The sequence below is a fragment of the Corynebacterium testudinoris genome (genome assembly GCF_001021045.1).
In the GTDB taxonomy this organism is placed as follows: domain Bacteria; phylum Actinomycetota; class Actinomycetes; order Mycobacteriales; family Mycobacteriaceae; genus Corynebacterium; species Corynebacterium testudinoris.
The window spans coordinates 1,900,435-1,927,087 of the sequence record NZ_CP011545.1; the positions used below are offsets into that span (position 1 = coordinate 1,900,435).

27 protein-coding genes are annotated in these 26,653 nt (G+C 62.2%); 13 read left to right on the forward strand and 14 right to left on the reverse strand.

The genetic code is table 11. From position 1 onward, the window contains the following. Positions 1–13: 13 nt before the first annotated feature. From gcvT to CTEST_RS09090, 6 genes are all read left to right on the forward strand, one after another. Positions 14–1,114 (forward strand): glycine cleavage system aminomethyltransferase GcvT, encoded by a 1,101-nt coding sequence (gcvT, locus tag CTEST_RS09065; protein ID WP_047253467.1) that lies wholly within the window; start codon positions 14–16, stop codon positions 1,112–1,114. A 56-nt stretch (positions 1,115–1,170) separates the two neighbouring features. Beyond that, on the forward strand, positions 1,171–1,560 hold the full coding sequence (gene gcvH, locus CTEST_RS09070; RefSeq protein ID WP_047253468.1) for a glycine cleavage system protein GcvH: 390 nt from the start codon (positions 1,171–1,173) through the stop codon (positions 1,558–1,560). An 83-nt stretch (positions 1,561–1,643) separates the two neighbouring features. After that, positions 1,644–2,423, forward strand: coding sequence for a lipoyl(octanoyl) transferase LipB (gene lipB, locus CTEST_RS09075; RefSeq protein ID WP_047253469.1), 780 nt, complete (start codon positions 1,644–1,646; stop codon positions 2,421–2,423). A gap of 61 nt (positions 2,424–2,484) precedes the next feature. Continuing rightward, the gene (lipA, locus tag CTEST_RS09080; protein WP_047253470.1) at positions 2,485–3,528 is read left to right on the forward strand and encodes a lipoyl synthase; all 1,044 of its coding nucleotides are present in this window, start codon (positions 2,485–2,487) and stop codon (positions 3,526–3,528) included. 10 nt (positions 3,529–3,538) lie between these two features. Continuing rightward, positions 3,539–4,330: a DUF4191 domain-containing protein gene (locus tag CTEST_RS09085; RefSeq protein WP_047253471.1), complete on the forward strand. Its 792-nt coding sequence runs from the start codon at positions 3,539–3,541 to the stop codon at positions 4,328–4,330. 104 nt (positions 4,331–4,434) lie between these two features. Next, on the forward strand, positions 4,435–6,054 hold the full coding sequence (locus CTEST_RS09090; RefSeq protein WP_047253472.1) for an aspartate:alanine exchanger family transporter: 1,620 nt from the start codon (positions 4,435–4,437) through the stop codon (positions 6,052–6,054). A gap of 6 nt (positions 6,055–6,060) precedes the next feature. Here the strand turns inward: CTEST_RS09090 and CTEST_RS09095 are convergent, their stop codons facing one another. Next, positions 6,061–6,537, reverse strand: coding sequence for an RDD family protein (locus CTEST_RS09095; protein WP_047253473.1), 477 nt, complete (start codon positions 6,535–6,537; stop codon positions 6,061–6,063). 153 nt (positions 6,538–6,690) lie between these two features. On the opposite strand from CTEST_RS09095, the gene glnA reads away from it, so the two are divergent. The 4 genes from glnA to CTEST_RS09115 all read left to right on the forward strand — a co-directional run bounded on the left by glnA (position 6,691) and on the right by CTEST_RS09115 (position 10,410). Further along, positions 6,691–8,127, forward strand: coding sequence for a type I glutamate--ammonia ligase (glnA, locus tag CTEST_RS09100; RefSeq protein WP_047253474.1), 1,437 nt, complete (start codon positions 6,691–6,693; stop codon positions 8,125–8,127). A 319-nt stretch (positions 8,128–8,446) separates the two neighbouring features. Next, positions 8,447–8,959, forward strand: coding sequence for an SRPBCC family protein (locus tag CTEST_RS09105; RefSeq protein ID WP_052844354.1), 513 nt, complete (start codon positions 8,447–8,449; stop codon positions 8,957–8,959). 9 nt (positions 8,960–8,968) lie between these two features. After that, positions 8,969–9,481, forward strand: a complete 513-nt coding sequence (locus CTEST_RS09110; protein WP_047253475.1) for a TetR/AcrR family transcriptional regulator — start codon at positions 8,969–8,971, stop codon at positions 9,479–9,481. Positions 9,482–9,723: 242 nt separating this feature from the next. Continuing rightward, complete coding sequence (locus tag CTEST_RS09115) at positions 9,724–10,410, forward strand: CPBP family intramembrane glutamic endopeptidase (protein WP_052844355.1); 687 nt, start codon at positions 9,724–9,726, stop codon at positions 10,408–10,410. A 5-nt stretch (positions 10,411–10,415) separates the two neighbouring features. Here CTEST_RS09115 and CTEST_RS09120 read toward each other — a convergent pair whose 3' ends face one another. From CTEST_RS09120 to CTEST_RS09135, 4 genes are all read right to left on the reverse strand, one after another. Continuing rightward, positions 10,416–10,976: an NADPH-dependent FMN reductase gene (locus CTEST_RS09120; RefSeq protein WP_047253476.1), complete on the reverse strand. Its 561-nt coding sequence runs from the start codon at positions 10,974–10,976 to the stop codon at positions 10,416–10,418. 88 nt (positions 10,977–11,064) lie between these two features. Continuing rightward, on the reverse strand, positions 11,065–11,823 hold the full coding sequence (locus CTEST_RS09125; protein WP_047253477.1) for a metal ABC transporter ATP-binding protein: 759 nt from the start codon (positions 11,821–11,823) through the stop codon (positions 11,065–11,067). Next, positions 11,820–12,677, reverse strand: a complete 858-nt coding sequence (locus CTEST_RS09130; protein WP_201774804.1) for a metal ABC transporter permease — start codon at positions 12,675–12,677, stop codon at positions 11,820–11,822. The genes CTEST_RS09125 and CTEST_RS09130 overlap by 4 nt, the downstream gene beginning before the upstream one ends. Before the next feature lie 36 nt (positions 12,678–12,713). Next, entirely contained in the window at positions 12,714–13,688 is a 975-nt protein-coding gene (locus tag CTEST_RS09135; protein ID WP_052844356.1) for a metal ABC transporter substrate-binding protein, read from the reverse strand. A 114-nt stretch (positions 13,689–13,802) separates the two neighbouring features. Here CTEST_RS09135 and CTEST_RS09140 point away from each other — a divergent pair, with 114 nt between their 5' ends. After that, the gene (locus CTEST_RS09140) at positions 13,803–14,186 is read left to right on the forward strand and encodes a zinc ribbon domain-containing protein YjdM (protein ID WP_446483057.1); all 384 of its coding nucleotides are present in this window, start codon (positions 13,803–13,805) and stop codon (positions 14,184–14,186) included. A gap of 11 nt (positions 14,187–14,197) precedes the next feature. On the opposite strand, the gene CTEST_RS09145 is transcribed toward CTEST_RS09140, so the two are convergent. The 5 genes from CTEST_RS09145 to thrC form a co-directional block, all read right to left on the reverse strand. After that, positions 14,198–14,920: a VIT1/CCC1 transporter family protein gene (locus tag CTEST_RS09145; RefSeq protein ID WP_047253478.1), complete on the reverse strand. Its 723-nt coding sequence runs from the start codon at positions 14,918–14,920 to the stop codon at positions 14,198–14,200. A 244-nt stretch (positions 14,921–15,164) separates the two neighbouring features. Beyond that, positions 15,165–15,698 (reverse strand): NUDIX hydrolase, encoded by a 534-nt coding sequence (locus CTEST_RS09150; RefSeq protein ID WP_047253479.1) that lies wholly within the window; start codon positions 15,696–15,698, stop codon positions 15,165–15,167. Positions 15,699–15,712: 14 nt separating this feature from the next. After that, positions 15,713–16,570 carry a trypsin-like serine protease gene (locus CTEST_RS09155; RefSeq protein ID WP_052844357.1) on the reverse strand — a complete coding sequence of 286 codons (858 nt, stop codon included), beginning with the start codon at positions 16,568–16,570 and terminating at the stop codon, positions 15,713–15,715. Further along, on the reverse strand, positions 16,567–16,725 hold the full coding sequence (locus CTEST_RS13760; protein ID WP_169748259.1) for a hypothetical protein: 159 nt from the start codon (positions 16,723–16,725) through the stop codon (positions 16,567–16,569). The genes CTEST_RS09155 and CTEST_RS13760 overlap by 4 nt, the downstream gene beginning before the upstream one ends. An 11-nt stretch (positions 16,726–16,736) precedes the next feature. Beyond that, positions 16,737–18,185: a threonine synthase gene (gene thrC / locus CTEST_RS09160; RefSeq protein WP_047254366.1), complete on the reverse strand. Its 1,449-nt coding sequence runs from the start codon at positions 18,183–18,185 to the stop codon at positions 16,737–16,739. Between the two features lie 121 nt (positions 18,186–18,306). Between thrC and CTEST_RS09165 the strand changes: the two genes are divergently transcribed. Then, on the forward strand, positions 18,307–19,674 hold the full coding sequence (locus CTEST_RS09165) for an MFS transporter (RefSeq protein ID WP_047253480.1): 1,368 nt from the start codon (positions 18,307–18,309) through the stop codon (positions 19,672–19,674). A 7-nt stretch (positions 19,675–19,681) separates the two neighbouring features. Here the strand turns inward: CTEST_RS09165 and CTEST_RS09170 are convergent, their stop codons facing one another. From CTEST_RS09170 to CTEST_RS09185, 4 genes are all read right to left on the reverse strand, one after another. Next, the gene (locus CTEST_RS09170) at positions 19,682–20,392 is read right to left on the reverse strand and encodes an AAA family ATPase (protein WP_047253481.1); all 711 of its coding nucleotides are present in this window, start codon (positions 20,390–20,392) and stop codon (positions 19,682–19,684) included. 48 nt (positions 20,393–20,440) lie between these two features. Further along, positions 20,441–20,725, reverse strand: a complete 285-nt coding sequence (locus CTEST_RS09175; RefSeq protein ID WP_047253482.1) for a hypothetical protein — start codon at positions 20,723–20,725, stop codon at positions 20,441–20,443. Between the two features lie 111 nt (positions 20,726–20,836). Next, a complete protein-coding gene (locus CTEST_RS09180) occupies positions 20,837–23,929 on the reverse strand; it encodes a bifunctional [glutamine synthetase] adenylyltransferase/[glutamine synthetase]-adenylyl-L-tyrosine phosphorylase (protein WP_047253483.1) in 3,093 nt (1,030 codons plus the stop codon). A gap of 42 nt (positions 23,930–23,971) precedes the next feature. Continuing rightward, on the reverse strand, positions 23,972–25,309 hold the full coding sequence (locus CTEST_RS09185) for a glutamine synthetase family protein (protein ID WP_047254367.1): 1,338 nt from the start codon (positions 25,307–25,309) through the stop codon (positions 23,972–23,974). A gap of 173 nt (positions 25,310–25,482) precedes the next feature. On the opposite strand from CTEST_RS09185, the gene CTEST_RS09195 reads away from it, so the two are divergent. After that, positions 25,483–26,601 (forward strand): DUF2786 domain-containing protein, encoded by a 1,119-nt coding sequence (locus CTEST_RS09195; protein WP_083985539.1) that lies wholly within the window; start codon positions 25,483–25,485, stop codon positions 26,599–26,601. Positions 26,602–26,653 lie beyond the last annotated feature (52 nt).

The window sequence follows — 26,653 nt, forward strand, 5'->3', positions numbered from 1 at the left end:
AGGACCACGACACATGACCGACCTTCGCCACAGCCCCCTGCATTCCCGCCACGAGGCCCTGGGCGCGTCATTCACGCCTTTCGGGGTCTGGGACATGCCCCTGAAGTACGGCAACGAGCTCGACGAGCACCGCGCCGTGCGCAGCACCGCCGGGCTATTCGATCTGTCCCACATGGGTGAGATCCGCGTGACCGGCCCCCAGGCCGCTGAATTCCTCGACTACGTGCTCATTTCCTCGCTGTCGCCCCTCCCGGTGGGCAAGGCCAAGTATTCGATGATCATCAACGCCGACGGCGGGATCATGGATGACCTCATCTCCTACCGCCTGGCTGAGAACGAGTTCCTCGTCGTCCCCAACGCCGGCAATTCCGATGTGGTGTGGGAGGCGTTCGAGGAGCGCGCCCAGGGCTTCGACGTGGAGTTGGCCAACGAATCACTGAGCACCGCGCTCATCGCCGTCCAGGGCCCGAACTCTGTGGCTATCCTCCACGAGCTGGTGGCACCTGAGGACGCTGCGACCATCACCGATATGAAGTACTACTCCGCCTCCCCGGTCGTCGTCGGCGGCTTCGAGGCTTTGGTTGCCCGCACCGGATACACCGGGGAGGACGGCTTCGAGCTGTTCGTCCCCAACGAGGTGGCAGAAGAACTGTGGGACAAGGTGGCCGCCGCTGGTCACGCCCACGGCCTCATCCCGGCTGGCCTCGCTGCCCGCGATTCCCTCCGCCTGGAGGCGGGCATGCCGCTCTACGGCAACGAGCTCACCCTGGGCATCACTCCGGTGGAAGCGGGCATGGGCATGGCCTTTAAGAAGAAGGAGGCTGACTTCGTCGGGCGTGACGCCGTGGTGGATCGCGTGGCCACCTCGCGCATTGTCGGCCTGCGTGGCGAAGGCCGGCGGGCAGCGCGCGCTGGTGCTGAGGTCTACCGCGGTGATGAGCTACTCGGCCAGGTCACTTCCGGCCAGCCCTCCCCCACGCTCGGCCACCCGGTGGCGCTCGCGCTACTCAGCGGCGGGATCTCCGTCGGCGATGAGCTCGAGGTGGATATCCGCGGCAAGCGCCACCCATACACGGTCGTGGAAACCCCCTTCTACCAGCGCCCGGCCCGCTAGTATCTAGTCCCAGTACCGTCAACACCCTGACACCCAACTTGAGGAGCACCCCCACCATGGCTAACCTGCCCGAGAACTTCGCCTACTCCGAGGACCACGAGTGGATCGACACCACCGCTGACGCCGCCACCGGCACCACCGTCAAGATCGGCATCACCTCTGTGGCCACCGACCGCCTCGGCGAGGTCGTTTTCGCTGAGCTGCCCGAGGTGGGCGATACGGTCACCGCTGGCGAGACCTGTGGCGAGGTCGAGTCCACCAAGTCCGTCTCCGATCTGTACTCCCCCGTCACCGGTACCGTCACGGCCGTCAATGACGCCGTCCATGATGACTACTCCGTGATCAACAACGATCCTTTCGGTGAGGGCTGGCTGTTCCAGGTCGAGGTCACCGAGGCCGGTCCGCTCATGACCGCCGCCGAGTACGCGGACGCCAACGGCGTGTAGGTTTCCCGCTTCCTGGTGGCCCCGTTTCCGGTTTTCTTCCCAAGAACCGGCGACGGGGCCATTGGCGTATCCTGAGACACATCATGACTGCACCACGCGACCCGTTTTTCCCCGCTGACCTGTCAATCCGGGCGTCCCACGAACCTCTCAACGTCCAGCGCCTCGGGGTTGTTGACTATGAGGCGGCGTGGGAGCTCCAAGCGCAGTTGGCGGCCCAACGCGCCGCCGGGGAGATCGGCGATCAACTGCTTATTCTGGAGCATCCCAGCGTCTACACCGCAGGCAAGCGCACTCAGCCCGAGGATCGTCCGACGAATGGCCTGCCGGTCGTCGATGTTGATCGCGGGGGCCGCATCACTTGGCACGGCGAGGGGCAGCTCGTCGCCTACCCCATCGTCCGCCTCGCGGAGCCGGTCGATGTCGTCGACTACGTCCGCCGCTTGGAGGAAGCAATCATTCAGACGGTGCGGGAGGCCGGGGTTGCTCATGCCGGGCGTATCGACGGCCGCTCGGGGGTCTGGGTCCCAGGCACCGTCACCGCCGCAGACGCGGCCGCTTCGCGCCGCGATCGCAAGATCGCGGCCCTGGGTATCCGCATTACCCGCGGGGTGACCATGCACGGGCTGAGCCTCAACTGCGATAACACCCTGGAGTTTTATCAGCACATCATCGCCTGCGGGATCGACGACGCCGACGTCACCACCACGAGCCTCGAGCTCGGACGGGACGTCACGGTGGCATCGATGACCGACGCGCTGGTGGATAATCTGGCTGCCGCCCTCGCCGGGCAACTGCAGGTCGCCGACCATACTTTTGGCTCTGCGCCAGACCCGACAAAGGGCCTGGGGAGGAAGCGCGCGTAAGTGCTTATACACTTCTCAGCCGGTATTTTCCTCGAAATTGAAATCCAAGTAGGGTGATGGCGTGACTATTGCACCAGATGGCCGAAAAATGCTCCGCGTTGAGGCTCGCAATTCGAAGACGCCGATCGAGAGCAAACCCCGCTGGATCCGCAACGCGGTGAAAACGGGACCCGAATACGAAGACATGAAGCGCAAAGTCGCCGGCGCCTCCTTGCACACTGTGTGCCAAGAGGCTGGCTGCCCCAACATCCACGAATGTTGGGAATCCCGCGAGGCGACCTTCCTCATTGGTGGCGCCAATTGTTCACGCCGCTGTGATTTTTGCCAGATCAACTCCGCCAAGCCGGAGCCGCTGGACCGCGACGAGCCCCGCCGCGTGGCAGAATCCGTCCAGGAAATGGGCCTGAACTACTCCACCATCACCGGTGTTACCCGCGATGACCTCGATGACGAAGGTGCTTGGCTCTACGCCGAGGTCGTCCGCCAGATTCATGAGCTCAACCCGAACACCGGCGTGGAAAACCTCGTGCCGGACTTCTCTGGCCGCCCCGAGCTGCTCGAGCAGGTCTTTGAGTCCCGCCCTGAGGTCTTTGCCCACAATGTGGAGACGGTGCCGCGCATCTTCCGCCGCATCCGCCCGGCCTTCCGCTATGATCGCTCCCTCGATGTTATTCGCCAGGCCCGTGACTACGGCCTCATCACTAAGTCGAACTTGATCCTCGGCATGGGCGAGACTCCGGAGGAGATCACCGAGGCGCTGCAGGACCTGCATTCCGCTGGCTGCGACATCATTACGATCACCCAGTACCTCCGACCCGGACCGATGTACCATCCCATTGACCGCTGGGTCCGGCCGGAAGAGTTCGTCGCCCACGCCGACTTCGCCCGCGAGATCGGCTTCGGCGCCGTGATGTCGGGACCGCTGGTCCGTTCTTCCTACCGCGCCGGTCGCCTCTACTCGGAGGCCATGGCTGCCCGCGGAATGGAGGTTCCCGCCAATCTCTCCCATCTGGCCCAGACCTCCCAGGGTTCGACTGATCAGGAGGCCACCACCCTCCTGCAGAAGTACGGCCCCTCCCAAGAAACCCCCGTAAGCTCACGCTAAGGTATACGACATGGCAGACGATAAACAGAAAGCGGCAATGAAGGCCGCCAAATCAGAGGAGAGGGCCGCCAAGCGGGCGAAGCGTAAGCAAACGTGGAGCCAGTTCTGGCAGGCCTTCAACCTGCAACGCAAGCAGGATAAGAAGCTCATCCCGCTGATGCTCCTCGCGATCGTCGGCATGGGTGTGGCTTTCTTCCTCATCGGCCTGCTCTTCAACGGCCAGTGGTTCATGCTCTCCCTGGGCCTGGGTCTCGGCTTCGTGCTGGCCATGTACATCTTCTCTAAGCGCCTCGAAGGCTCGATGTATGACCGCGTGGGTGACACCCCGGGTGCCGCCGGGTGGACGCTGGAGAATATGCGCAACACCGTTGGCATCGTCTGGCACACCAAAACTGCTGTGGCAATGAACACTCACATGGATACAGTCCACCGCGTCGTGGGTAACCCCGGTGTGGTGCTCGTCGGTGAGGGTGAGCCGCACCGCGTGAAGCCGCTGATCAACCAGCAGCGCAAGCGCATCAGCCGCCTGGCCGGTGACGTCCCGATCTATGAGGTGCTCGTCGGTGAAGGCGAAGGCCAGGTGACGTTGAAGAAGTTGCAGCGTGAGCTGCTGAAACTTCCCCGAAACTACAAAAAGGACGAGGTCTACGCCGTCAACGCGAAGATCGAAGCCATGGATCGCATCGGCAGCGGCAACCCGGGTGCGGGTCTGCCGAAGGGCCCGTTGCCCAAGGCAGCCAACATGAGTGGCATGAACCGTCGCCTCAAGCGAGCCAATAAGGGTAAGGGCGGAAACACCTAACCGCCCAATCGTGCCCGTTTTACGCCGTGACGCCCCCGATCATCCCCACTTTTGGGGCCGGGGGCGTTCGGCTTATCACCGGGCGATCTGGCAACATGGTCTAAGTGAACATTTTCGTCGAGAGCCCTCTGCTGGCCCTTCTCGTCATCATGGCCGTGGGCCTGTTGCTCGGCCGCGTACGCATCTTTGGCTTCCGCCTGGGCGTCGCGGCCGTTTTGTTCGTTGGCCTGGTTATGGCCGCGATCGAGCCCGCCATCCAGATCCCCTCCCTCATCTACATCGTTGGACTATCGCTGTTCGTCTACACGATCGGCTTGGAGTCGGGACACGACTTCTTTGCCAACTTCCGCTCCAAAGGTCTGCGTAACAATCTCCTCGCGGTCATTGCCTTCGCCGTCATTTCGGCGGCCACCTATGGCCTGGTCAAGCTGTTTAGCCTCCACGGGGTCACCGGTACCGGTATGTTTACCGGCGCGCTGACCAACACCCCGGCCATGGCAGCCGTCGTCGAGGCCCTGCCGACGATCTACACCGATGCCGGTGAGCTCAAGTCGGTCGAGGCTCTCCCCCTCGTCGCCTACTCGCTCGCCTACCCGCTGGGTGTTCTGCTCGTCATTTTGACGATCGCCTTCCTGGGTAAATTGTGGAAGGTCGACTACGACCAGGAGGCATTGGAGCAGGGGGTCGCGGTCCAGGAGCTGTATACGCGCCGCATCCTGGTCCGCCGAGATGATCTCCACGCCATCGCCGAACTGCCCGAGGATCTCAATCTTTCCGTCATCGTCTCCCGCCTCGAGCGCGATGGCGAGCAGCGCATCCCCTCCCAATCGGCGTGGGCAAAGCAAGGAGACATCCTCTCCGTTGTCGGCACTGAGGAAGAATTGGAGCGCGCCGCGGAACTGCTCGGCGAGGCTCTGCCTGGTGATCCCTTCCATGGCCACGACTTGGACTACCGCCGCATCTTCGTCTCCAACAACGACCTGGTGGGTATCCCCCTGGCTAAGTTGCGCCCGCAGCTCTCGGGCTTGCTCATCACTCGCGTGCGCCGCGGCGACCACGACATGATCGCCACACCAGACACCATTTTGCAGCTCGGCGACCGCGTGCGCGTCGTCTCCGCGCACAACCGCATGGGCAAGGTCACCCGCTTGTTCGGCGATTCTTATCGTCGGCTTTCCGACGTCAATTTGTTCCCTCTCGTCGCCGGTCTCGCCATCGGCGTGGCGGTGGGCATGATCGCCATCCCCATCCCCGGTGGTGCCGAGCTCAAGCTCGGTAGCGCGGGCGGCCCACTCGTGGTGGCGCTCATTCTGGGAGCCATTGGCAGGACCGGCAAGATTGTCTGGCAGGTGCCTTATGGGGCGAACCTGGCGTTGCGGCAGATGGGCATCACGCTCTTCCTCGCGGCGATCGGCACGACGGCCGGTGCGGGCTTCCGTGACGCGCTCTCTGACCCGGTCTCGCTGTCCATCATTGCCGCCGGCGGACTGGTCACGCTCATCTTGTCGGTGTTCGTCATGGTTGTCGGCTACAAGATCATGAAGCTCTCGTTCGGCGAGACTGCCGGTGTCCTCGCGGGCATCCAGACGCAGCCGGCGGTGCTGGCGTACCTCTCCGATACGGCGAAAAACGAATTGCCCGCGATGGGCTACACGTCGGTGTACCCGGTGTCGATGGTGCTCAAGATCATCGCCGCCCAGGTATTGCTCATCCTGTTGATTTAGCTGGCGTTAGCCGCGGATGACGGCCGTGCCGGTGGCGCGGTCGTGCAGGCCGCGGCCATCGGAATCCACCATGGCGGCGGGCAGCACCAATGCGGTGAGCAGGGTGCGGACGACGGCGCGCCAGAGGCCGACGCGGGCTCCACCGACGTCGACCCGCGCGATGCCCATGCCTAGGACGATGTGGCCCGGAGTGCGGGAGAACAGCCAACCGCACACGATGCCCAGAATGACCCAGAAGATGAGGGTGACCGTAGCGACGTCGCCAAGCGAGGACGAGAACCGCACGAAGGCGATGGCGAACATCCAGCAGATGAACCAGTCAATGGCGACGCCGACTGCTCGGCGGGCAACGGATGCCAAGGAGCTCGGTCCCGTGGCGGGCAGACCCAGCTTCTCGCCGGGCCATTGGCCAGGGGCAAAGGGGTCGTCGTGTTCACCAGGGATCTGCGGGCCATCGAGCCAGCTGCGCTTGGGGTTCGCCATGCCTGAAAGCCTAGCGGGCGCCTGCGTATAGTTCGAATGAGTGATTACCCCCACTCCGCTTGACAATAAAATCGGTCGATCGACTAATATTATTTTCCAGCGCCTGTAGCATGGGTGTCAGCTCAGCAGATTGTCTACCAACGAGGAGCCACCATGGCCTTTAAGTCCATCGAAGAAGTAGTCAAGTTCATCAAGGATGAAAACGTCGAATTCCTCGACGTGCGCTTCACCGATGTCCCCGGCATCGAACAGCACTTCACCATCCCGGCTGAACTCTTCGACGAGGAAGCCGCCGAGGAAGGCCTCGCATTCGACGGCTCCTCCGTCCGTGGCTTCACGACGATCGATGAATCCGACATGAATCTCCTTCCGGACGTCGCCACCGCGCGGATCGACCCCTTCCGCAAGGCGAAGACCCTCAACATGAAGTTCTTCGTACACGATCCCTTCACCCGCGAGCCCTTCTCCCGCGACCCGCGCAACGTCGCCCGCAAGGCAGAAGAATACTTGGCATCCACCGGCATCGCCGACACCTGCTTCTTCGGCGCCGAAGCAGAGTTCTACCTCTTCGACTCCGTCCGCTACTCCGCCGACATCAACTCCAGCTTCTACGAGGTCGACTCCGATGAAGGCTGGTGGAACCGCGGCGAGGAGTACAACCTCGACGGCTCCCGCAACCTCGGCTACAAGACCCGCGTCAAGGGCGGCTACTTCCCCGTCCCGCCGTATGACACCACCACCGACGTCCGCGACGAGATGGTCCGCCACCTCCGCTCCGCCGGCTTCGACCTCGAGCGCTTCCACCACGAGGTGGGCACCGGCGGCCAGCAGGAAATCAACTACAAGTTCAACACCCTGCTGCACGCTGCCGACGACCTGCAGTCCTTCAAGTACATCGTGAAGAACACCGCCGTGGCCAACGCCAAGTCCGCCACCTTCATGCCCAAGCCCCTCGCTGGCGACAACGGCTCCGGCATGCACGCCCACCAGTCGCTATGGAAGGACGGCAAGCCGCTGTTCCACGACGAGTCCGGCTACGCAGGGCTGTCCGACCTCGCCCGCTACTACATCGGCGGCATCCTCCACCACGCTGGCGCCGTCCTTGCCTTCACCAACCCGACGCTGAACTCCTACCACCGCCTGGTCCCCGGCTTCGAGGCCCCAATCAACCTCGTGTACTCGCAGCGCAACCGCTCCGCCGCCGTGCGCATCCCGATCACCGGCTCCAACCCGAAGGCCAAGCGCATCGAGTTCCGCGCGCCGGACCCCTCCGGCAACCCCTACTTCGGCTTCGCCGCCATGATGCTCGCCGGCCTCGACGGCATCAAGAACCGCATCGAGCCGCACGCCCCCGTGGACAAGGACCTCTACGAGCTCCCGCCGGAGGAAGCAGCCTCCATCCCGCAGGCACCGACCTCCCTCGAAGCCTCCCTCGCAGCCCTGCAGGAAGACTCCGAGTTCCTCACCGAAGGCGACGTCTTCACCGAGGACCTCATCGACACCTACGTCAAGTTCAAGTACGACAACGAGATCTCCCCGTCGCGCCTGCGCCCGACGCCGCTCGAGTTCGAGATGTACTACGACTGCTAGGGACTGCTTAACCGCGGCCCCACGTGCTCCTCAAGGCCCCGCCTCCCACCGTCTCCGCGGTGTGAGGCGGGGCCTTGCGTCTATAGGTTCAGTCAGCAGAAAACCCACTGGCGGTGGCGCGCTACTCGGTCCGACTATCGCTTGCTGTGATTTCACCATAGTGAAACGGGTCCCTTCATCCGCCCTGGAGCGCCTGAGACGAGTCGTTTCTACGGGGTGATATCACGCCTACAGAGGGTTCCCATCACTGACAGCCCTTGACGCCATTAACTAACAGTGTTAGCTTCAGAACTAACACTGTTAGTCATAGGAGGCTACCATGAGAACCCGCACCATCATCACCCTTTCCGTCACCGGTCTTTGTGTTGCCACCGCGACGGCCGGATTCCTAATTCCCTACCGCGTAGAACAACGCGCCACTGCCACCGCGTCGCGCGAGCAGGCATGGGAAGTCATCACTGATTTGCCCGGACACGTGGATTGGAACCCGCACACTGTTGAATTGTCGGGAACGCCTGCAGTCGGCGAGACTTTACTCAATCGCACCCAGTCCAGTGGGACAGAATTCACCTTCCGGCCGGTTGTCCTCGTGGCCAAATCTGGGCAGGAGCTGCGCTGGCGAGGAACTACACTGATGAGAGGCATCGCGGACGGGGAACACTATTTCCGGATCGACCCAGGTCCCAGACCAGGGACCGTGACCATCGTCCAGGGCGAAGAGTTTCGAGGAGCCGCCGTGATGCTACTGCGGCCCTCCTTCAATCTCGAGGAGGAATTCGCCACCAGCACCGAAGCGCTGGCGGCGGCCATCACCGACCACGCCCACAGGTAGATTTTGAGTATGGATCGCCCCACACCCCAGCCCCTCACTCACCGGACCGCTGCGATCATCTCTGTGGCGCGAGAGATGCTTGAGGAAACAGGCTGGGAGACTCTGACGATGCGCCGCCTGGCCGAGCGGGTGGGAATGAAGGCACCGTCGCTATACAACCACGTTGCCAACAAGGAGGAGCTGGGAACCATCATTCTCACGCAATCCTTCTTCCAGATGGGCGACGCACTGTGGGAGGCAACGACAGTCGCGAATCTGCTTGACCTCTACCGCACTCAAGCAACGCGACATCCGCATCACTATCGGTTAGCAACTACCGGCCCCCTTGAGCGCTCAGCACTTCCCCCCGGGCTGGAGGATTGGTCGGGCGCCCCATTCGCCCGGGTCACCGGCGATCCGCTCAAGGCGCAGAGCCTGTTTGCCTCGACACACGGGCTAGCGATCCTCGAGATCGATGGCCGTTTCCCGCCAGGCTCCCCGATCGACGATCTATGGGAGCAAACAGCAGAGATCTACCGCTAACCCACTGGCGGTGGCGCGCTACTCGGTCCGACTATCGCTTGCTGTGATTTCACCATAGTGAAACGGGTCCCTTCATCCGCCTTGGAGCGCCTGAGACGAGTCGTTTCTACGGGGTGAAATCACACCTCCAGAGGGGGCCTACCCTGACAGCCCGTTGCCAGCCGCCCCTCCCGACTCCCCCAGCGAGATTCCTTAATCTCACCTAAGTAAGTATTCAGTTCTCTACTTGGGAGTCGACCACCTTGTTATCATCGCGCCTGCGCACGCCCCTGATCTATGCGGCAATCTATGTGCTGGTTTCTCAGCTTCTACCGCAGGTCTTCGGGCTCTTCATCCCGAAGAGCACCACCGGCTTTTGGAACAGCCTCAATGTGGGAGGGTATTTCTTCCTCGCGATCTTGGCGGTGGTGATGTTTCGGGAGGTGTTCCGCGAGGCCCTGGCCGAGATAAAGAACCATCCGTTCAAGGTCCTCGGCCAGACGGCCATCGCGTTTGTGGCCATCTTTGCCATCTCCACGTTGTTCCTGCTTCTCAAGGGCACGGAGGGGGCGCCGACGGCGAACCAGGAGGCCGTGAACCAGTTCTTGACTACCTCGGCGTTCGCCGTCATCATCGCGGTGATTCTGGGTCCGGTGGTGGAAGAGATCGTGTTCCGGGAGATTCTCATCGGCCGGCTGAGCATTAAGTTCCCAGTGTGGTTGCTCAGCGTGGCGTCGGTGGTGTTGTTTAGCCTCATTCACCTGCGCAGCTTCACGCCCGCAGGTCTCATGGAGGCAGGTCAGTACATTGCAATTGGCGTCGTCATGACCGCGTTGTACCTGTTCAATGGCCGGAAGCTGGCTTATCCCCTTGTAGGCCACGCGGTGAATAACCTCGTGGCCACGGGGTTGAGCCTTGCGGCGATCGCGGCGCAGTCCGCCGCGGGTTAAGCCGCCTAGACGTTGGCGGACTCGGTGACAGCGGCGGCGTCGATAAGCTCGTCGGCGATGGCATTGACCCAGTCAATGCCCTGCTGACCCGGGGTAAAGACCATGTCGGGGAAGTGCTCGGTGAAGGAGAATTCGGCCTGGGCCGGGACGAGCTTCATGCCGACGCGTCCGACGATGTCGTGCCAGTGGGCGACGGAGGTGCGGGCGGCACCAGCACCGTAACCGATGAAGCCGACGGGCTTGCCGGTCCACTCCTCAAACAGCTGATCATAAGCATCCTTCATCGGGCCGGGGATGGAGGCGTTGTACTCCGGGGTGACAAAGATGAAGGCGTCGAATTGACCGATAAGTTCCGCCCAGGCGCGGGTCTTCGGGTCGGCGTAGTCGCCGTTTTTGACCATGCGCGGGGGGTTGGCGGTCATGGGGTTAAGGTCTTGCTCCTTGAGGTCAACGAGCACGTACTCGTTGCCGTCGTGGCGAGCCTCAAGCTGCTCGATGGCCCACTGGCCGATGGTGATGCCGGAGCGTCCCTCACGGATGGAACCGACGAACACTGCGATCTTCATGACTACTCCTCTGTTTGTTGACTCGCCAACATTATCACTTGGTGTCGTATCCACAAAACAATCGTGAGCGACCTCACTTCGGCTAAAATTAGCACTCACGATACGGATCATCGACGATCATTCCCGTCGATTCATGCAGCTCACCGAGGTTGTACGCCTCCCGCAGATTGTCAATCGTTAAGACCTGCTCCGGGGGTCCGAAAGCCACGACTCGGTTGGACATGAGGATGACATGGTCGGCTGCGCGTGCCTCATCCAGGTCATGGGTGGTGTGGACGACAGTGCGGCCATCATCGGTCTCGTCGTGGATAATCTCATCGATGGTGCGCGCGGAGACGAGGTCAAGGCCAGTGAGTGGCTCATCGAGGAGCAACACGTCATGTGATTGGGCGAGGCCCTGTGCAACATAGACGCGCTGGCGCTGCCCGCCGGACAACTCTTCCAGGTGCCGACGGGCGAGATCAGTGACGCGCAGGCGATCCATGACGGCGTCGATACGCTTTTTATCAGCGGCGTTTAGCCGCCCAAACCACCCCGACCGGGGATAGCGGCCCATGGAGACGATCTCGCGCACCGACAGTGGCACGCCCTCCGGGAAGCTGACGGATTGCATGACGTAGCTAATTCGCCGTTTAGCCGCATCGGCCCGTCCCCCCAACACCACCAACTCGCCGCCGAGCGGCTCAATGAGCCCACCGAGAGCGTGCAACAGCGTCGACTTGCCGGAACCATTGGGGCCGATGATGGCCGTGAGTTTGCCCGCTGGGATGGAAAAATCCGATGGCTGCACGGCGATGGTGCGGTCATAGCCCAAGCTCAGTCCCCGGGCGTGCGCGAAATCGCTCATGCTGTCACCCCGGCTGAAGCGGAACGACGAGTGGGCAGGCGACGGCGGAGATACTGGACCTCCATGACGATCAGGAAGAAGACGATGGGCACAAGGGCCATCGTCGCCGCCGCTGCAGTCCCCCAGTAGTAGCTGAGGATGAGGCCGATGACGACCGAGGCGGCGCCAATGGCCGCCGACAGCGCGATCATCATCGGGATCGAGCGCGACAGCAGAGCAGCGGCCGAGGGCGGGGCGACAAGCAGGCTAAACACCAGCATGGTGCCCACCGCCTGGAAGCTGCCAATCACAGCGGTGGCAATGAGCACGAGCAATAAGGCGTGGGTGAGCTTGGGACGCATCCCCAAGGATTCGGCCTTGACCGGGGAAAAGGACAACACCAGCAGCGGCCGATAGAGCACCAGCGAACCAACGATGACAATGACCGCCAAAATCCCCTGCTGTTGAATGGCCGACCAGGACACCCCGAGCGCATCACCAAACAAAATGCTGGTCAGCGACCCCGTGAACGAACTTGAGCGCGAAATAATCACCACGCCGAGGGCCATCATGCCGACGAATAACAGGCCAATGGCGGTGTCTTCCTTGAGGTTGGTGTGCCGGTGGATCACCTCCACCGCACCGACCATCACCGCAGCGGCCACAGCAGCACCGAGAATGGGGTTGAAATCAAAGACGACCGCGGCCGCGATGCCCGGGAGGACGCCATGGACGAAGGCATCTCCGAAGAAGCTCATGCCGCGCAGGACGAGCCACACTCCGACAGTCGCGCTCATCACTGCCGCGATGAGCCCGCCAATGAGTGCTCGTTGCTGGAATCCCAGCAGGAAAGGTTCTAGAAGCCAATCGATCACGGGTCTACGGTAGTCCCTTCCGCCCTGACGACAATGTTAGGAGAGTGCCTCAGCGATGAGGCGGGCATTCTCACGCATCATGCCCTGGTAGTCAGCCGCCGGAGAATCCTCCGGGCCGGTGCTGCCGACATATAGCGGAACGACCGCCACGTCGCTGCCCACTTCCCGGGCGAGGGAATCCACCAGCCCCTGGTTAACTGCCGTGTTGGAGAAAATCACCGGCACTCCCCTGTCTTTGATTGTCTGGGCCAGCGCCGCGAGGTCCTGCGAGGAAGGCTCGGCCTCCGTCGAGCCGCCGGGGACGACCACACCGGCGGATTCGAAGCCGTAGGCGGCGTTGAAGTAGCCGAAGGCATCGTGGTCGGTGACGATGACCCGCTTGTCGGCAGGAACGGCGTCCAGGGTGGTGCGCACCTGCGCGTCGAGGTCCTTGAGCTGTTGACTAACCTCCGCGCCGCACTCGGACCACTTCTTGTCCCCGGACAGCTCCGCCGCCTGCGCGCCGATCAGCTCCGCACCCTGAGCCATGCGGCCGGCGTCGAGCCAGAAGTGCGGATCAAACTCGCCGTGATCGTGCCCCTCATGTCCAGCATGATCGTGGTCGTCGTGCTCATGATCGTGATCGCCGAAGGGGATGGGGTTGACCTCGTCGGCGACGTCCATCACCGGGATACCGTCCAGCTCCGCCTGATCCAGGGTGGAGGCCAGACCTCCTTCGAGGCCGAGGCCATTGGCAATGACCAGGTCGGCCTTCATCATCGCCGCGATTTGGGCGGAGGAGGCGGAGAAGTCGTGCGGATCCGCGCCGACCGGCATGAGGGTGGTGTAGTTCCCTCCGGCGCAGGTGGCAATCTGCTCGGTCACGCTGCCGAGCGGGGTCGTCGTGGCCACGAGCGTCAGGCCATCTTTGGCGCCGCTATCATCGGAGTCACCGGCGGATGAGCAGGCGGCCAGCACGAGAGTGGAGGCCGCGGCCATGCTGATGAGGGTGGCGGATCGCTGAAGGCGCATGGTGTGGGGAACTCCTGATGTCTAATTGAAACTCTATTGAAACCGATTACCAATAGTACCCGGCGCGAGGGCTACGCGACAAACGGATTTCCCTTCCCGGCCATGGGCGCTGACATAATGACCACCATGAGCACCGAAACGGAACAATTGCCACCCTGCCCGCAATGCGCCAGCGAATTCACCTACGAGATGGATCCTCTGCTGGTCTGCCCTGAGTGCGCCCATGAATGGACGCCTCAATTGACTCCGGCCGACGACACCATTGATGCCACGGGCCCGGCGGACATCTTCGATGCCGTGGGCAATGTGCTTATCGACGGCGATACAGTCACCGTAATCAAAACCATCAAGGTCAAAGGCGCCACACAGCCGCTGAAAGCGGGCACAAAGGTCCGCAATATCCGCCTCATTGACACCACCGATGACCACGACATCGACTGCAAGATCGATGGCTTTGGTGCCATGAAGCTGAAGTCGAGCGTGGTGAAGAAGGCGTAGCTAGCGGAGAGTTACGCCATCCCACCAAACAGCGCACCAGCAAAGTACGTCAGGGCCAAGCCAGCGGAACCACCGACCAGCAGCCGCAGCATCGAGCGCAGCCTCGACGTCCCAGCCAAATGCGCAGAGACAACCCCCGTGGTGGCCAGGGCGACGAGGGTCACGATGGTGACAATCCACGCCATGACGTCCTGCGGGGCGATGAGCACCGCCAGCATCGGCAGCAGCGCACCCAGGAGAAACGCCGCCGCGGAGGACGCCGCCGCGGCCAGCGGGCTGGTCAATTCGCCTTCGGTCATCCCCAGCTCCAGGCGCAGGTGCACCGGGAGCGGATCACCAGCGTTGATCTCCGTCGCCGCTTGCTCGGCGGTGGCGCGCGCGATGCCATAGGTCTGCAAGATCCCCACCAGCTCTTCTTTCTCCGCCTCGGGGAGTTCGGCCAGCTCCGTTCTCTCCTTGTCCATGAGCATCTTCTCCGAATCCCTCTGGGCTGAGACGGACACGTACTCGCCCAAGGACATGGACACGGCGCCGGCCACCGTTGCAGCAATACCGGCGGTGAGGATGGGGCCCTCACTGGCACCAGTCGCGATGATGCCCAAGAGCAGGGCCGCTACCGACACGATGCCGTCATTGGCGCCGAGAACTCCCGCACGCAGCCAATTGAGGCGCGAGTTGTGCCCGGTATTGTGGGCCTCTCCGCTATGGCCGAGCAATGCTTGAGAAATAGCCATGGTTATTCTCCCTACTGTCCTGGGGTAGCCACTCGGCCACGCAGGCGGGGAACCACCACGGTGCGGTGGACGATGAGGGGGTGGGCTGGAATCCCGGCAACGGACATGGTCATACATAGAAGTTGTAGTCTGTTGCGCAGATCACGTAAAGCGTGGGAATCCTACCCTGACCTGAGAAAACACCAGGTGGAAAGTCGAGATATCAGACTGCGGGGAATCTCACAGCGAAAAGTCAGTCAACGCCTTACCGATCCCGCTTCCGGTAGCCGACGCGGGGCCGGAAACCGGCGGGATGCTTCAACTGCGCCACCGCATCGGCAATGTTCAACCGGAATCGCGGAGTAATCGACTGCGGCAGGCGGGACACCTCGAACCATCCCACGTCGGTCGATTCCTCGTCCCCCACCCGCGGCTCCGCATCCCCGACCGGGGAGAGCCGCAGGCACGTATCCATGTAGGAGGTGACATCGCCATTGGGGTAGGTGACCGGCCCCACCTGACCAACGCCGAGGAGTGCTTCAACGCGGGACTCGATAAGCGTCTCCTCCTTGACTTCCCGCAGGGCAGTCTCGGACGGGTCCTCCCCCGGCTCGCAGATGCCGCAGACCGGGGTCCACCGACCGTCGTCGGCGCGTTTGACCAGCAGGACCTCCGGCACGGCCCACAAGGGGGCGCCCGGCGGGACGTCACGCAGCACAATGGCCGTCACACCAGGCAGCCACAAATGATCGTGGCCTACCTTCTCACGCAAGGCGAGGATGAAATCGGGAGTGGGCATAGCAGGCGTCCTTCCTAGAGGTAGTCCGCGCCGGGGACCACCCGGTCGACGAGATGCTGGATCTTCGGCATGGCGGTGTACGACATGGTCATCGACCCGAGCTCCGGGCCACAGCCGGCGGCGTCATCCGCCCCGCGAGTACCGGAGACAAGCCCAATAATGACGCGTTGGCCGTCCAGGTCCGCGTAGACCGGCCCGCCGGAATCACCTGGTTGGGCACAAATCTGTGCGGTTGAGGCGAACGCCTCCAACTCGGTGCCATCATGCCCGGTGAGAATGGCCAACGCCTCCGACGCCTGGGGCTCACCACAGGTGACCCCGGTGGTGTTGCCGTACTTGCACACCTCCGGTGGCAGCCCGGTGATGTCCTGGGCGACGGCCGTACCGGCGGTGTTGTCCGGGGAGCGCATGACGATGGCGCGGTTAGTGATCTCGATGATCCCGGCATCGAGCTTCTCCCCAGCGGGATCATAAAGATCGGAGTAGACGAAGGAACCCACCGGGGCGTCGAAATTGGCTTCCATGTTCTCGGTGCTCGGCCACACGTGGTTTCCCACCTGACCGCAGTGCGAGGCCGTGAGGGCATAAGCCTTCTCCCCCGCCGTGAAGCTGTAGGCGATGGTGCACTGCCCGACGCGGATTTCCTGGCCGGGGACAGGCAAAGTCGAGGTGATGGTCACGGCAGTGCCGGGCGCCCACGGACTATCCACCGGGACCCGGACCGAGGCGCTAGGGATCAGTTGCTCAGGAGCCGGGGCCGCCTCGGCGATGACCGTCGGGTGGGCCGCCTGCTCCGTGATCGCGTAGCCCGCAATAGCGGCCACCCCCGCGCCAAGAATGATCGCGGTGGTGGCCCAGATGCCAGTTCTCACGCCTCGTCGAAGTCCTCTGTACCGGTGACGCCGGCCTCCTTGGCTGCTTCCTTCGCCGCCTCATCGGCCGCCGCCTTGGCCTTGATCTGGGCGGCGAACTTTTCCGGGTCGAACTCGTTGAAGTACTCCTGGCTCATCTTGAATTCCATGCCCATGGTGCGGCCTCCTAGACGGTCGTGGTGCGGATCGAATCAGACAAGTACTGCTTCACGGTCTCTGCATCATTCGGCAGGTCAACCACGTGTCGCTCGGCCTCAAGAATGCCAGCGAAACGTTCGGGAATGGCTGGCTGTTGGCCGATAGCTTCCTCGATGGTGTCGCCAAACTTCACCGGCAGGGCGGTTTCCAAACAGATAATCGGGGTGTCGATCTCCTCCACCCACCCGCGGGCGACGTGCACGCCGTCTGCCGTGTGCGGATCCAGCAGGACACCCAGGTGCTCAAAAGTCTCCCGGATGGTGGCAATCCGGTCCTCGTGCGTTGAACGTCCGGAGGCAAAGCCGAACCCGGCGGGATCGACGACGGCGGGGAACGCGGGGTCGTCGGCAAGCGAAAAACCACCTGCTTTGACATCCACGCCGAAGAACTGCGCGGTGCGTTCAGCATCGCGGCCCACGACGTCGAAGACGAAACGCTCGAAGTTGGAGGCGCGGGAGATATCCATCGACGGCGAGGACGTCGCCATCGTCTCCTCCGACGGGCGAGGGCGGTAATTGCCGGTGCGGAAGAACTCATCCAGCACATCATTTTCGTTGGTGGCGACGATCAGCCGATCGATCGGCAGCCCCATCTGGCGGGCAATGTGGCCTGCGCAGATATCGCCAAAGTTGCCGGTGGGCACCGAGAAGGACACCTGCTGATCGTTGCGCTCAGTGACCTTGATCCACGAAGAAATGTAATAAACAATCTGGGCCATCAGGCGAGCCCAGTTGATGGAGTTGACGGCGCCAATGCGGTGCTCACGCTTGTACGGCGCATCAGATGACACGGCCTTGACCACATCCTGGCAATCATCAAAAACCCCGTCGAGGGCGATGTTGAAGATATTCGGGTCGTCGAGGCCAAACATCTGGGCCTGCTGGAACGGCGTCATCCGGCCCGCCGGGGTGAGCATGAACACCCGAATACCGTGGCGGCCACGCATGGCGTACTCGGCAGACGAGCCGGTGTCTCCCGACGTCGCACCGAGGATGTTGATGGTCTCACCCCGCCGAGCCAGCTCATATTCAAACAGCTCGCCGAGCAACTGCATCGCCATGTCCTTGAACGCCGCCGTCGGCCCTTCCGACAAATGCCCGATGTAGAGCTGGCCGTCCAAGTGCGTGACTGGGACGATCTCCTCGCTGGCGAACTTCGGCGAGTTATACGCCCGATGCGCAATCGCCTCCAGATCCGCGGCCGGAATGTCATCGACGAAAAGCTTGAGCACCTCCGCGGCCAGGGCGGCGTAGCCCTCGTCGGCGATGAGGCCGCGCCACCGAGTCAACTGCTCGTCGCTGAGCTGGGGATACTCTTCGGGCAGGTACAGTCCGCCGTCCGGCGCCAACCCACCGAGGAGAATATCGGTGAAAGTGACGGGGGTACGGGAGGCGTCTCGCGTCGAAATGTATTTCACGCAGACCACCATACTTGCCCACTGCGCACAGCAGCGCACGTCCCACTCATAGAGCCACCCAATTACTCGCGCCTGAAACTAAACCCCGCGAGAACTGCCCCCACGGCCTGACCTGGGGTATATGGTCTTATGGGTGAACACGCCGCGCCTCAATCCCCACCCCCGTGAACAAATAACGCGAAAAGCAATCACCGTGTGGGTGTTTGCCGTGCTTGTCTACGTGGTGGCGATTACCGGCCGCACCTCCTTCGGCGTCGCCTCCGTCGATGCCATTGAGCGTTTCGACGTCGATGCCTCCCGCATCGCCGTCTTCACCTCCGTCCAGATCGGCGTGTACGCCTTTGCACAGATCCCCGTCGGCATGCTCACCGACCGGTTCGGGCCGAGGAAAATGCTGGTCGTCGGCGCGATCATCATGGCGGTGGGCCAAGTCATTTTGGCTTTCTCCACCTCATATTGGGTGGCCATCATCGCCCGCATCTTCATTGGCGCTGGTGATGCCACGGCCTTCCTGTCCGTGATGCGGATCCTCCCCTACTGGTTCCCTTTGAAAAAAACGCCGCTGTTTACGCAGATGACCGCGGCGATCGGCCAGACCGGTCAGTTCCTCTCCGCCGTTCCCTTCCTCGCGTTGCTGCATGGCCCCGGCTGGACCCCGGCGTTTCTCAGCCTCGGTGCGCTGGGCATCATTATTGCGCTGGCCGCGTGGGTTGCAGTGGCCGATTCCCCCGAAGCCTGGGCGGCTGCCGAAAAGGGCACAAAGAAAGAGAAGAAGCCGGCACCGGATCGGATGCCCATCGGCACCCTACTGGCGACCGTGTTCCGGGAACCCCTGTGCTGGCAGGGCTTTTTCAACCACTACGCCTCGATGATGCCGCAGATTGTCTTCACCCTCCTGTGGGGCGTACCGATGATGACCTTGGGCATGGGCCTGTCCCCCTCGACCGTCGGCATGGTCTTGTCCATCAACGTCGTGGCCTCGATGGTTGCCGGCCCTATCCTCGGCCCTATTTCCGCGCGGATGGGCAGCAACCGAGTCGTGGCGGCCATCATTTTCGCCGGCTGCATCGGCTTGGCCTGGATTATCTTCTTCCTCCCCGCGGAGCCGCGCGGCGTCACCGCCATCATCGTGGTCAACATCGTCATGGCATTGTTCACCCCATCCTCGAACTACGGCTTCGACGACATCCGTGAGGGCCTCGACCGCCGCATCGTCGCCACCGCCACCGGCATGGCCAACATGGGTGGTTTCTTCGCCGGGATGTTTGCGGCCCAGGCCGTCGGCTTCCTCCTCGACTACTCCTCAGACGGCGCGGCCTACACCTGGGCGGACTTCCGCCTCGCGTGGTGGGCCGTCATCATCGCCTGGGGAATCGGCATCATCGGACTGGTTATCTTCCGCTTCATCGTCGCTCGCCGCCGCACTCGCCGTGAGCAAGCGGGCCTGGGCAGCGGAACCGTCCGAATCGTGGAGTCCTCCGACGGCTAAGGTCGGGCTACTCCATGAGGTAGCGCAGGGTTCCTGCCGGATCCTCCAGGAACTCCCGCGTAGCCACGACCGCTTCTGCCTCGTCGTAGACAGTCTCCGCCATGCCTTCCTCACTGATCTCGATGATCGTCGCCCCCGGGACGGCGAGGATGATCGGCGAATGCGTCGCGATGATGAATTGGCTTCCCTGCCGCACTGCCTGATGGATCTCGGCGACTAACGCCATTTGCCGCACGATCGACAGACCAGACTCCGGCTCATCAAAGAGATAGAGTCCGGCCTTCTCGCTGATCTGCTCATCCAGCAGCGACATCACCGACTCACCATGAGACATGTGTTTCCAAGTTTCACCCGTGTCGGGGGCTTCCGTTTCCAGAGCGCCGACCGCGTCATAGTGAGTCTCGGCCCGCAAAAAGTACCCGTGCAAGGGGATTTCCTTGCCATGCAGGGTCAGCCATTGCGCGAGCTCGGAATGTGAGGGCGCGGCGCCCGCTGGCAAATGGTGGCGTAGCGGCCCACCACTGCCATCGAATCCCACGGCCACCGCAATCGACTCCACCAACGTCGACTTACCCGACCCATTGTCCCCCACGATGATGGTGACAGGACTGGTCAAACGCAGGCCACTACTCAGCTGCACCAGGTGTCGCACCACGGGAAGGTGGCGGACGTAAGAGTCGTCCTGGGATTCCTCCAAGCGCACTGAGGTGATGAACATGTGCCCATGGTAGTGGCACTCGACCCCACTGTTGGCGTGGCGCGGTGGTTAGTTTCGGGGCGGATCCTGGCGGCCGGTGAGAATATCAATGACGCTTCGAATCGCCGCGTCGCCTACTGCCGGGCCGCGGGGTGCCTGGTGGGACTTGACCACCGGCTCTGCAGCCGAGGATCGCGGACGATTCGCCGTGCCGTCAGCGATGACGAGCAAGGTGGTGTCTTCCAATTCGAGGGTGACGTTGTCGCTCACACCGGCGGTGCGGGCGGCGTCGACCAGCGCCCGAAGGTCAGCGAACGTGGCATCAGCTAGGTCAATGGACAAAGATACGGCCATGGGGGTCTCCTTGGTACTGAGATTTCTCTCGTGGTTTAACAGGGTATGGCCCAGCGTAGGCATTGAATCCTGGCAGGGGCAGGGCCCTTAGGGGTTTGCCCTGCCCCCGGCTCAGGGCTCCATCGTCTCCTCACCCCAAAACACCTCGTCGACGACTTGGCGTGCCTGACGGGTGATCTTGAGGTACGCCTCCAGGAAACCTTGGTAGTCCTCCGGATCCCAGCCAGCCGCGCCCGCAACCTGCGCCAAGGCCGGGCCCGGCTGCGGCAGCTGGTCGGTGCGCCGCCCTCGCACCAACACCAGGGCATTGCGAGCATTGGTAGCCATGAGCCAGGCCTCCCGCAACGTCGTGACCTTCTCTGGCGAGATGATCTCCTTGTCCTCGATCACGTCGAGAATCTCCAGCGTGGAGGTGTTGTGCATCTCGGGGTAGGTGTGGGCGTACATCATCGTGAGCAGCTGAACGGTCCATTCAATATCGGTCAGCGCCCCGCGACCGAGCTTGGTGTGAGTGTTGCGATCCGCACCTCGCGGGAGCCGCTCATCATCGATGCGCGCCTTCATCCGCCGAATCTCCCGGATATCGCTTGCCGACGCCCCACCTTCCGGATACCGGAACTCATCGATCATGCGCAGGAACTTCTCGCCCACTCCCTCATCACCGGCGACTACAGTAGCGCGGAGCAGCGCCTGCGTTTCCCACACCTCTCCCCATTCCCGGTAGTAGCGCTCGTAAGACGCGATGGTTCGCACCGCCGCCCCCGACCGCCCCTCCGGGCGAAGTCCCAGGTCCACTTCCAAGGGCGGGTCACCGGACGGCTTGGACAGCCGCGAACGCATCCGATCACAAATCCCAATCGCCCATTTCACCGCCTCACCGTCCTCGACCCCCTCAGCGGGCTCGCAGACGAACATGACATCGGCATCAGAACCGTAGCCAAGCTCAGCGCCGCCGAGGCGGCCCATCCCGATGATGACAATCCAGGCAGGAGGCGTATCGACGCCCCGTTCCTGCAGGTCAGCCCGCACCTCCGCCAAGAGACTGGCTTGAAGCACCGCGTCCCAGACCAACGACAACTCCAAACAGACTTGCTCGACTGGCATGAAATGCAGGAGATCGGCAGATGCGATGCGGGCAAGCTCAACCCTGCGCAACGAACGCGCGACGGCCACCGCCTTGTCCGGATCATGATGGCGTTTGGAGGAGGCCACCAGCGCCTTATTCACTTGGTCAGGCGCGACTTCCATGAGCTTGGGCCCACTCGCGCCATCCCCGAGCTGCTTAACAAAGTCCGGCGCCGAAATAATGAGATCCGAGGTGTACGGCGAAGTACCGAGGATTCGCATGAGCCGCTGCCCCACCACGCCCTCATCGCGCAGCATCCGCAAGAACCAGACCTTGTCGTACGCTGCCTCCGACAGCTTGCGGTAGTTGAGCAGCCCGGCATCAGGGTCCGCGGTCTCAGAAAGCCAGGTCATGAGAGTGGGCAGGAGCATGGCCTGCAGCTTCGCCTTGCGCGACGCACCGGACGCCAGCGCCGTCAGGTGCTCAAACGCACGATCTGGGTGGAGGTAGCCCAGCGCCGCCAGCTGCAGCTTCGCGGCCTCGGGCGACAAAGTGATCTCGTCGACGGAGAGGTTGACCACGGTGAGCAGCAGCGGACGGTAAAACAGGCGCGAATGCAGGTCCGAAATCAGCAGCCTGATCTTGCGTAGTTGCGCAGTGAAGACGTCGATGGCGGACTTCTTAGCAGTGGCCGCAAACCCGCTGGTACGGGCTAGCCAGGCGAGATTTTTCTCATCCTCTTCGGCGGGGAGAGTGTGCGTCCGGCGGAGACGTTGCAACTGCAGGCGGTGCTCCAACAGGCGGAGGAACTCATAGGCCTCGATCAGCTGATGCCCGTCCTCGCGTCCGACGAAACCGCCGTCAACGAGCGCCGCCAGTGCTTGAACAGTAGACAACACCCGCAAGGACTCATCCGAGCGACCGTGGACGAGCTGGAGCAGCTGCACCGCAAACTCCACGTCACGGAGCCCGCCCACCCCCAACTTGAGCTCTCGAGTACGCAGACTCTCTGGGACGTTGTCCAACACACGACGGCGCATAGCCTGGACATCTTCCACGAATGACTCACGCTGGGAAGCTGACCACACCATCGGGGCCAGGGCCTCCACGTAAGCCTTGGCCAGGGGAACATAGCCGGTCATCGGGCGAGCCTTGAGCAGAGCCTGGAACTCCCATGTTTCCGCCCACCGGCGGTAATAGGCGACGTGACTGTCGAGCGTGCGCACGAGCGCGCCCGACTTTCCCTCCGGCCGCAGGTTGGCATCGACCTCAAAGAAGGCAGCTGATCCGATACGCATGAACTCGCCCGCTAGTCGCGTGGCGCGCGGGCTCGGTGGCTCGGCGATGAAGATGACATCGACGTCGGAAATGTAGTTCAACTCCTGCGCCCCGCACTTGCCCATCGCGATGACTCCGAGGCGAGTGTCCACGTCCTTGTCCCCGTACACGCCGGTGACGGCGACGGACAGGGCGGCGGTGAGTGCGGCGTCGGCAAGCGAGCTGAGCAACCCCGTGACGATACGAAACTCGATCCTCGGCTGTTGCAACCCGACATGGCGGCGAGAGACGAAAGTACCGGCCAAATCATGGGCTGCGATACGCATGATGAGCGTGCGATAGGCCAACTTCAACGCCGTCTTAGCCTCGGGACCACAGATGCCGGCACGGTAGGTGCCGGGCGTGGACAGGTCCTCCCGGGCAGTGTCGGGCCCTAAGTCTTCGCCTTCGTCCACCACGATGGTCGCCGGCGTCGCCTGCACGGCACTAAGCATCGTCTGCATGAGTTCCTCTGGAAGGGGCAATTCCCGTTCCAACTCATGCCACAAGTGTGGATTGGCGACGAGGTGATCTCCCAGCGCGGTGGATCCCCCCACCAGTGCGAACAGTCGGATGCGGAGATCGGTGTTGTCCCTCAATGCTTGATCAAGCTCAGTGCGATCCCCCTCAAGCGCATTCATCAGCCGCACCATGGTGTTCAAGGCAAGATCAGAATCTCCCGCGCTAGCCAACGCCCACAGAAGATCCAGCGAATCAGGGTTATCCCAGCCCAGCCAGGTGAGATCAGCAGCCGAATGTGGACCGGTCAGGCTGAGCACAGCTGGCGAAGGCACCGACGATCGGGGATGTGCTGCAGACATGAGAGGTAATCGCTCCTTGTACTTCGTGGCCTACTCAGGTGGCTAATAGTCGAGGGTGTTTCGCAATTCCCAAGGAGTGATCTGCTCTTGGTAGTTGTGCCACTCCTTCCATTTCGAGCGCAGGAAGTACTCATAGACGTGCTCGCCCATGACATCGGCCGCGAATTCGGACTTCTCCAACAGCCGCAGTGCCTGGTCAAGGGACGCGGGCAGGTCCTCATATCCCATCGCCCGGCGTTCGCGGCGCGACAATTGCGAAATGTCATCCTCAGCGGGATCATCCAGCGGATATTGCTCGCGGATGCCCTTGAGCCCCGCTGCGAGAACCAAGGAGTACGCCAAATACGGGTTGCACGCCGAGTCCAAGGATCGAACCTCCACCCGGCGCGAATCAGCCTTAGCCAGGCGATAGGTGGGCACCCGCACGAGTGCAGAGCGATTCGACACACCCCAGGTCGCTGCTGTCGGGGCTTCATTTCCAAAGACGATGCGCTTGTAGGAGTTCGGCCACTGGTTCGTCACGGCGGAAATTTCCGGGGAATGCTTGAGGACACCCGCGATGAAGTGCTTCCCGGTCTTCGACAGCGAGATCTCATCATCGGGATCGTGGAAAGCGTTGGAGTCACCCTCGAACAGCGAGATATGCGAGTGCATGGCCGAACCAGCGTGTTCGGTAAAGGGTTTGGGCATGAAGGTGGCGCGCACCCCACTGGAAATCGCCACCTGCTTAATCAGATAGCGAAAAGTCATGATGTTATCGGCCATGGTCAAAGCATCGGCATGGCGCAGATCGATTTCCTGCTGCCCCGGCGCGGTCTCGTGGTGGGAGAACTCCGTGGCGATACCCATCGACTCCAACGCCACCATTGCCTCCCGGCGAAACTTCGGGGCCATGTTGCTGGTGGCCTGGTCGAAGTAACCGCCATTGTCGGTGGGCATGAGCGCCGAAAGATCGTCGGTATTGGTGACCAGGTAGAACTCGATCTCCGGGGAGATCATGCAGGTAAACCCCTCATCAGCTGCCAGCTCCACCTGGCGGCGCAAGATCTGACGCGGATCAGACCAGGAAGGCTGGCCGTCAGGGGTAGTGATGTCACAGAACATCTGCGCCGCCTGGATCTCAGGGCTACCAGCGTCGAAGGGCAACACCCGGAAAGTGGAGGGATCCGGCAGGGCAATGGTGTCCGACTCAGAAATCCGTGAGAAGCCCTCGATGGAGGAACCATCAAAGCCAACACCCTCCTCAAAAGCGCTTTCCAGTTCAGAGGGACTCATCATCACGGACTTGAGGTAACCAAGGATGTCGGTGAACCACAGACGGATAAAGCGGATGTCATGTTCCTCGACCGTGCGCAGCACGAATTCCTGTTGACGATTCATGTCCCCAACCCTAATGACGTGACCCGACACAAGCGGGCCCATGGGGGTGGCAGATCTTCTCATCTCTCCTGTTCACTAGGGATGATCATTGACTCGGGGGTAGCTATGTCGGGAGTAGCTGATCAACTAGGGACATCAGCAACTCGAACAAATAAACGAAATGGGGCCCTGACATGACTACCCACCACAACTTCGATCTCAATGAGCTGAAAGCCAACCATTCTGCCTTTGCGCACCATCGCCGCCTCACACGAGAGATCTCCGATCTCCTCATCATCGCCGCACATCGGGGATGGACGCCCCACGACCTCCGCTCCGTCGCAGGTTCTGGCATCGACCCACTCCTGGTTGATGCCCAACTTCATGTTCATGGCAGTGCTACCTATGCCGTACGCACTGCCTGGCAGCGGCAGTGCCGGAGCTGTCACAATCTTCCCCCTGCTGGACGCGACCTAGAGATGATCAAGCTCCGCCTGGAGAATCTGCCTCGTTTGCGTGACGCCGACATCGTCACCGATGTCGACTATCTCGATGTTCTGTGCGATGTCGCTCGGGAGGACGCTCACGGCACCACCGCGCCACATGCCAGGTCCGAGGAGAAGCGAATTCGCCAACGCATCAATCACTTGCTTCGAAAGGCCGAATCAACCACCTTCGAAGCAGAGGCAGCATCGCTAGTCGCCAAGGCTCAGCAGCTTCGCCAGCGATACCGCCTTGACCGGGTAGCAGATGAACCACGCACCTGGGAGAACTCTCAGCTCGTCTCAGTGCGAGTGCACCTGACTGGTACATGGGTCCGCTACCAATTCCTCCTACTCAGCCACGTAGCCCGCCCCAACTCGTGCGAGAGCATCCTGGTCTCATCAGTCAATATCGCGAGCGTCATTGGCCACCCAGAGGACGTACGTCATGTGATCGAGCTCTTCGACGGCCTCAATCGTCAACGGGACTACTTCATGCGCACCTCTCCTGGTGCCCAGGAGGCTGCCCTAGCGCGACAGACGGCGTCCTACCGCAGGTCCTTTCTCGTAGCCTTTGCCCACCGCATTGGGGCACTCCTCACTATCGCCAACGACGACGTACCCGCGCAGCGAGCCGGTGACGGTACAGCGCTGGAGGTGCTCAAGCACCGTGGTGCGGCTGCCTCCGAGTTCATGGGCTCCGTCTTCAACTCAGCTAGCAATATGTCATTTTCTCCCACCCATCGACAGGGCTTTGTTGATGGCATTAATGCGGCGACCAATTCCCACCGTTCGACCACCACTCCGGTCATCGCAGACCGCGCCGGGTGAGGGCTGCGGCGCTAAGCTAGGAACAGCAGATAAGCCCTGACAACAGAGATTA

Coding starts and splice junctions, on each gene's coding strand:
- gcvT (WP_047253467.1), top strand. CDS start 14: ATGACCGACCTTCGCCACAGCCCCCTGCATTCCCGCCACGAGGCCCTG.
- gcvH (WP_047253468.1), top strand. CDS start 1,171: ATGGCTAACCTGCCCGAGAACTTCGCCTACTCCGAGGACCACGAGTGG.
- lipB (WP_047253469.1), top strand. CDS start 1,644: ATGACTGCACCACGCGACCCGTTTTTCCCCGCTGACCTGTCAATCCGG.
- CTEST_RS09085 (WP_047253471.1), top strand. CDS start 3,539: ATGGCAGACGATAAACAGAAAGCGGCAATGAAGGCCGCCAAATCAGAG.
- CTEST_RS09095 (WP_047253473.1), bottom strand. CDS start 6,537: ATGGCGAACCCCAAGCGCAGCTGGCTCGATGGCCCGCAGATCCCTGGT.
- glnA (WP_047253474.1), top strand. CDS start 6,691: ATGGCCTTTAAGTCCATCGAAGAAGTAGTCAAGTTCATCAAGGATGAA.
- CTEST_RS09105 (WP_052844354.1), top strand. CDS start 8,447: ATGAGAACCCGCACCATCATCACCCTTTCCGTCACCGGTCTTTGTGTT.
- CTEST_RS09110 (WP_047253475.1), top strand. CDS start 8,969: ATGGATCGCCCCACACCCCAGCCCCTCACTCACCGGACCGCTGCGATC.
- CTEST_RS09120 (WP_047253476.1), bottom strand. CDS start 10,976: ATGAAGATCGCAGTGTTCGTCGGTTCCATCCGTGAGGGACGCTCCGGC.
- CTEST_RS09125 (WP_047253477.1), bottom strand. CDS start 11,823: ATGAGCGATTTCGCGCACGCCCGGGGACTGAGCTTGGGCTATGACCGC.
- CTEST_RS09135 (WP_052844356.1), bottom strand. CDS start 13,688: ATGCGCCTTCAGCGATCCGCCACCCTCATCAGCATGGCCGCGGCCTCC.
- CTEST_RS09145 (WP_047253478.1), bottom strand. CDS start 14,920: ATGGCTATTTCTCAAGCATTGCTCGGCCATAGCGGAGAGGCCCACAAT.
- CTEST_RS09150 (WP_047253479.1), bottom strand. CDS start 15,698: ATGCCCACTCCCGATTTCATCCTCGCCTTGCGTGAGAAGGTAGGCCAC.
- CTEST_RS13760 (WP_169748259.1), bottom strand. CDS start 16,725: ATGGGCATGGAATTCAAGATGAGCCAGGAGTACTTCAACGAGTTCGAC.
- CTEST_RS09165 (WP_047253480.1), top strand. CDS start 18,307: ATGGTCTTATGGGTGAACACGCCGCGCCTCAATCCCCACCCCCGTGAA.
- CTEST_RS09170 (WP_047253481.1), bottom strand. CDS start 20,392: ATGTTCATCACCTCAGTGCGCTTGGAGGAATCCCAGGACGACTCTTAC.
- CTEST_RS09175 (WP_047253482.1), bottom strand. CDS start 20,725: ATGGCCGTATCTTTGTCCATTGACCTAGCTGATGCCACGTTCGCTGAC.
- CTEST_RS09180 (WP_047253483.1), bottom strand. CDS start 23,929: ATGTCTGCAGCACATCCCCGATCGTCGGTGCCTTCGCCAGCTGTGCTC.
- CTEST_RS09185 (WP_047254367.1), bottom strand. CDS start 25,309: ATGAATCGTCAACAGGAATTCGTGCTGCGCACGGTCGAGGAACATGAC.
- CTEST_RS09195 (WP_083985539.1), top strand. CDS start 25,483: ATGACTACCCACCACAACTTCGATCTCAATGAGCTGAAAGCCAACCAT.